At 73.0% G+C, this 5,271-nt stretch carries 1 protein-coding gene and 1 pseudogene; both read left to right on the top strand.

The genetic code is table 11. The features are described from left to right. A partial coding sequence (locus ACFYM0_RS37835) for a KR domain-containing protein (RefSeq protein ID WP_388510272.1) occupies nt 1-924 on the top strand: 924 nt, incomplete at its 5' end. Nucleotides 925-963: 39 nt separating this feature from the next. Continuing rightward, a pseudogene (locus ACFYM0_RS37830) lies at nt 964-5,271 on the top strand (type I polyketide synthase); the annotation flags it as partial.

Here is a 5,271-nt window from a genome sequence, read left to right as displayed (position 1 = left end):
AGCGCGGGACAGGCCAACTACTCGGCGGCCAACGCCTACCTCGACGCTCTCGCCGAGCACCGCCACCACCTGGGCCTGCCCGCCCTCTCCCTGGCATGGGGCCTGTGGGCCGACACCACACGCACCGCCGGCATGGGAGCCGCCCTCAACGACGCAGACCTCGCCCGGATCGCCCGTACGGGATTCCTCCCCCTTTCCGAGGCACAGGGACTCGCCCTGCTGGACTCCGCCCTGTCATACGGCGACGCGGCGGTGCTGGTCCCCGCGCCCCTGGACCTGGCGGCGCTCCAGAGCAGCGGTCGCGAACTCCCGCCACTGCTGAGCGCGCTCGCCCCTGCCCGGACCCGCCGGCCGGTCGCCGCGCGGGCCACCGGTGCCGCGGGTACCCCCGGCACCACGGTGCTTCCGCTCGCGGACCGGCTGCGGGTGCTGCCCGCCGAGGACCGCTCCCGGTACGTGCGCGACCTGGTCCGTACGCACGTGGCGTCGGTGCTTGGCTTCGCCGGACCGCAAGCGGTCGCCACCGGGCGCTCCTTCCAGAACCTCGGCTTCGATTCCCTCAGCACCTTCGAACTGCGCAACGCGCTGGGCGCGTCCACCGGGCTGAAGCTCCCCGCGACCATCGTGTTCGACTACGCCGACGTCAACGCCCTGACCGAATTCCTCCTCGGCCTGCTGCTGCCCCACGAGGAGCCCGGTGCCCGCGTCCTGGAGCAACTGGACCTCCTGACCGGCACGCTCGAAGAGCTCGGCCCGGACGACGACGGCGTACGCGCCGCCGCCGGGACCCGACTGCGCGCACTACTCGCCGCCCTGGCCCCCGAGACCGCCCCCGTGCCCACCGACTCCGGTGCACTGGCGATCGAATTGGCGACGGCGGACGAACTCCTTGACTTCATCGACGCGGAATTCGGCAACTCCTGACCGCCCCGTCGGACAACTGATCCCGGAAGGAACACCGCCGTGGCGGACGAAACCAAGCTTGTCGAATACCTCAAGCGGGTCACCACAGACCTGCGCCAGGCCAATCAGCGCCTCAACGACATCGAAGAGGAGGCCCACGAGCCGATCGCGATCGTGGGCATGAGCTGCCGCTACCCGGGCGGGGTGGAATCCCCGGAGGACCTGTGGCGGCTCGTCGGGTCCGGCGGGGACGGCATCACCCCCTTCCCCGAGGACCGCGGCTGGGACACCGAGAACCTCTTCGACCCCGACCCCGACCACCGGGGCACCTCGTACGCCCGTGAGGGCGGATTCCTGCACAGCGCGGGCGAGTTCGACCCCGCACTCTTCGGAATCTCACCGCGCGAGGCGCTGGCCATGGACCCGCAGCAGCGGCTCCTGCTCCACACTTCCTGGGAGGTGTTCGAGCGCGCCGGCATCGATCCGCTGTCCCTGCGCGGTTCCCGCACCGGCGTCTACACCGGCCTGATGTACCACGACTACGCCTCGAAGATCGCTACCCCGCCGCAGGACCTGGAGGGATACCTGGGCAGCGGCACGGCGGGCAGCGTCGCCTCCGGCCGGGTCTCGTACGTCTTCGGCCTGGAGGGCCCGGCACTGACGGTCGATACCGCTTGCTCGTCCTCGCTCGTCACCCTGCACCTCGCCGCCCAGGCGCTACGCCGCGGCGAGTGCACGCTCGCCCTCGCGGGCGGCGTGACGGTGATGTCGACGCCCAGCACCTTCGTCGATTTCAGCCGTCAGCGCGGTCTGGCCACGGACGGGCGGTGCAAGTCGTTCTCCGATGACGCGGACGGCACCGGGTGGGGCGAGGGCGTGGGCATGCTGCTCCTCGAAAGGCTCTCCGACGCCCGTCGCAACGGGCACCGGGTCCTGGCGGTCGTACGGGGTTCCGCCGTCAACCAGGACGGTGCGAGCAACGGTCTCACCGCCCCCAACGGCCCTTCGCAGCAGCGGGTCATTCGCGCGGCGCTGGCCGATGCACGCCTGACCCCCGCGGAGGTGGACGCGGTGGAGGCGCACGGCACGGGTACCCGGCTCGGTGACCCGATCGAGGCCCAGGCCGTGCTGGCGACGTACGGGCAGGAGCGGACGGAGGACCGTCCGCTGTACCTGGGCTCTCTGAAGTCCAACATCGGTCACACGCAGGCGGCTGCCGGGGTCGGCGGGATCATCAAGATGGTTCAGGCGATCGAGCACGGGCTGCTGCCCCGGACCCTGCACGTGAGTGAGCCGTCCTCGCGCATCGACTGGTCGGCGGGGGCGGTGGAACTCCTCACCGAGGCACGGGAGTGGCCGGAGACCGCCCGGCCGCGCCGCGCAGCCGTCTCCTCCTTCGGCATCAGCGGAACCAACGCCCACGTCATCCTCGAACAAGCACCCACAGACGAGAACGAGAACGAGAACGCGGTCGAGGGTGAGAGCGAGGGCGCGAGCGAGCGGCCCGCGACCCCGGGCGCCACCCGCCTGCCCCTCCTGCCGTTCCTGCTCTCCGCCGCCTCCGAGGAGGCGCTGTGCGGTCAAGCCGAACGCCTGGCCGCCCACCTGCGGGAACACCCGGACCTCCGGCCGGCCGACCTGGCCGCAGCCCTTGCCACCACCCGCGCCACCCTCGACCATCGCGCCGCCCTCCTCGCCCGCGATCGCGGCGAACTACTGGACGGCCTCGACGCCCTGGCCCGCGGCGAGCAGACCCCCGGACTGGTCCGCGGCACCCCCGTCGAAGGTGCGCTGGCCTTCCTGTTCACCTTCCAGGGCAGCCAGCGCCCCGGCATGGGCCGTGAGCTGTACGACGCCTTCCCCGTCTACGCCGAGGCGTTCGACGAGGCGTGCGCGGTCCTCGATCCGCACCTGGGGCGTCCGCTCAAGGAGGTCGTCTTCGCCGCCGAAGGCACACCGGAGGCGGCGCTCCTCAACCGCACCGGGTGGTCGGCTCCCGCGATCTTCGCGCTGGAAGCAGCCCTGTACCGGCTGCTGGCGCACTGGGGCCTGCGGCCCGACATCGTGTCCGGCGGTTCGCTCGGTGACTACGCCGCCCTGTACGCCGCCGGGGTCCTCCCGCTCGAGGCCACCGCGCGGCTGCTCGCCACGCGCAGCAGGCTGATCGAGGCGCTTCCCGAAGGCGGCGCGATGATCGCGCTGGAGGCCGGCGAGGACGAGGTCCGCGCCTGCCTCGACGAACTCGGGATCGCCGGACGGCTCTCCCTCGCCCTGGTCAACGGCCCGCGCGCCGTGGTGGTCTCCGGCGAGGAGGAGGCCGTACAGGCGACTGCCGCCCACTGGCGCGACCGGGGCCGCAGGACCCACCGGGTCGAGGTCAGCCATGCCTTCCACTCCGCGCACATGGAGCCGATGCTCGGCGAGTTCGGCGCCTTCGCCCGAGGTCTCGACTACCGGTGGCCGACCGTCCCGATGATCGACGGGCTCACCGGCCGGCAGTTCCCCGACGGAGAGGTCCCGGGCGCCGAGTACTGGGTGCGCCACATCCGCGAGGGGGCCCGCTTCCACGACAGCATCCGTACCCTGGAAGCCCAGGGCGTCGCGACGTACCTCGAGGTCGGCCCGATCGGCATGCAGACCCAGATGGGCCAGGACTGCCTCCTCGACACCGATGCCGACGCGCTGGTCCCCGCCCTGCAAAGGGGCGGCTGCGAACTGGAGTCCCTGGTCACCGCGCTCGCCCGGCTGCACACCCGTGGCATATCCGTGGACTGGTCCGGCCTCTTCGCCGGGCTCGGCGCCGATCCGCGCGTCGCCCTGCCCACGTACGCCTTCGAGCGGCAGCGCTTCTGGCTGGCCGGAGGCGCAAGCGCGGGCGACGCCTCCGCGATCGGACTGGCCGACGCCGGTCACCCGCTGCTGGGCGCACGGGTGACCCTGGCGGACGCCGACCAGCACCTGTTCACCGGAAGCCTGTCGCTGCGCAGCCACCCGTGGCTGGCCGACCACGCCGTCTTCGGCAGCGTCGTCGTGCCGGGCGCCGCACTCGTCGAGCTCGTCCTGCACGCCGGGGAACGGACCGGCAGCCCCACCCTCGAGGAACTCACCCTGGAAGCACCGCTGGTGCTGTCCGAGACGGGCAGCACCCAGGTCCAGCTGACGCTGGGCGCGGCGGACCCGGCCGGACGGCGCACCGCAGGCCTCCACTCCCGTGCGGGGGAGGACGTGCCTTGGGTGCGGCATGCGAGTGGCGTGCTGTCCGTGGGGGCGGGGGAAGCCGGTTTCGATCTGAGTGTGTGGCCTCCGCGGGGTGCCGAGCCGGTTGCCGTGGAGGAGTTGTACGCGGCCATGGCCGGGGTGGGTTTGGAGTACGGTCCGGCTTTCCGGGGCGTTCGGGCCGCTTGGCGTCTGGGTGAGGAGGTCTATGCCGACGTCGCGCTGTCCGAGGCTCAGGCGCAGGAAGCCGCACGCTACGGGCTGCACCCCGCACTCCTCGACTCCGCACTGCACGCCCTGTGGTTCCGCGACCAGCAGGGCACCGCCCGGCTGCCCTTCGTCTGGTCCGGGGTCTGTCTGCGGGCCGCCGGAGCCTCCGCGCTGCGGGTGCGCATCGCCCCGGTTCCGGGTACGGACTCCGTGTCCCTCGCCCTGGCCGACGCCACCGGCGCGCCCGTCGCCTCGGTGGAGGCACTGGCCCTGCGCCCGGTCTCGGCCGGGCAGCTGGCAGGATCCGCGCATCGGAACTCGCTGTTCCGGGTGGAATGGGTCCTGGTGGCCGGGCCGGGCGCGGATGCCCGTACGGCGGTCCTCGGCTCCACCGGGGCCGCCGCCGCCCTCGCCGCGTCCCTGGGCTGCGCGGCCGTCGCCGAGCTCGATGCGCTCACCGCTGACGGGCCGGTACCCGAGGTGGTGGTCGCTCCCTTCGTCGAAGTGAACGGGGCCGACGCGGAGACCGCCCACGCGGTCGTGCGGGAGGGACTGGCGCTGGTCCAGCGGTGGCTGGCGGACGAGCGGTTCGCGGACGCGCGGCTGGTGGTCCTGACGCGGGACGCCGACCGCGAGCCCGCCTCGGCCGCCCTGCGGGGCCTGGTGCGCTCGGCGGTGGCGGAGAACCCCGGGCGGTTCGGCCTGGTGGACGTGGACGAGGTCGAGGCGACCGGGGCCGCGGCCGCCCTGCTGGGCGGCGACGAGACGCAGCTGTCCGTGCGCGAAGGTGTCGTACGGGCGGCCCGGCTGGCCCGGGTGCCCGCGCCGGCCGGAGAGGGCCCCGGATTCGGTTCGGGGACGGTTCTGGTGACGGGTGGTACGGGCACGTTGGGTGCGCTTGTGGCCCGGCACTTGGTGTCGGACCACGGTGTGCGCCGTCTG

The organism is Streptomyces sp. NPDC006487, assembly GCF_042870555.1.
Classification (GTDB): Bacteria; Actinomycetota; Actinomycetes; order Streptomycetales; family Streptomycetaceae; genus Streptomyces.
Note: the sequence above shows the minus strand (reverse complement) of the source record. Positions and strands in the feature narration are given on the sequence as shown.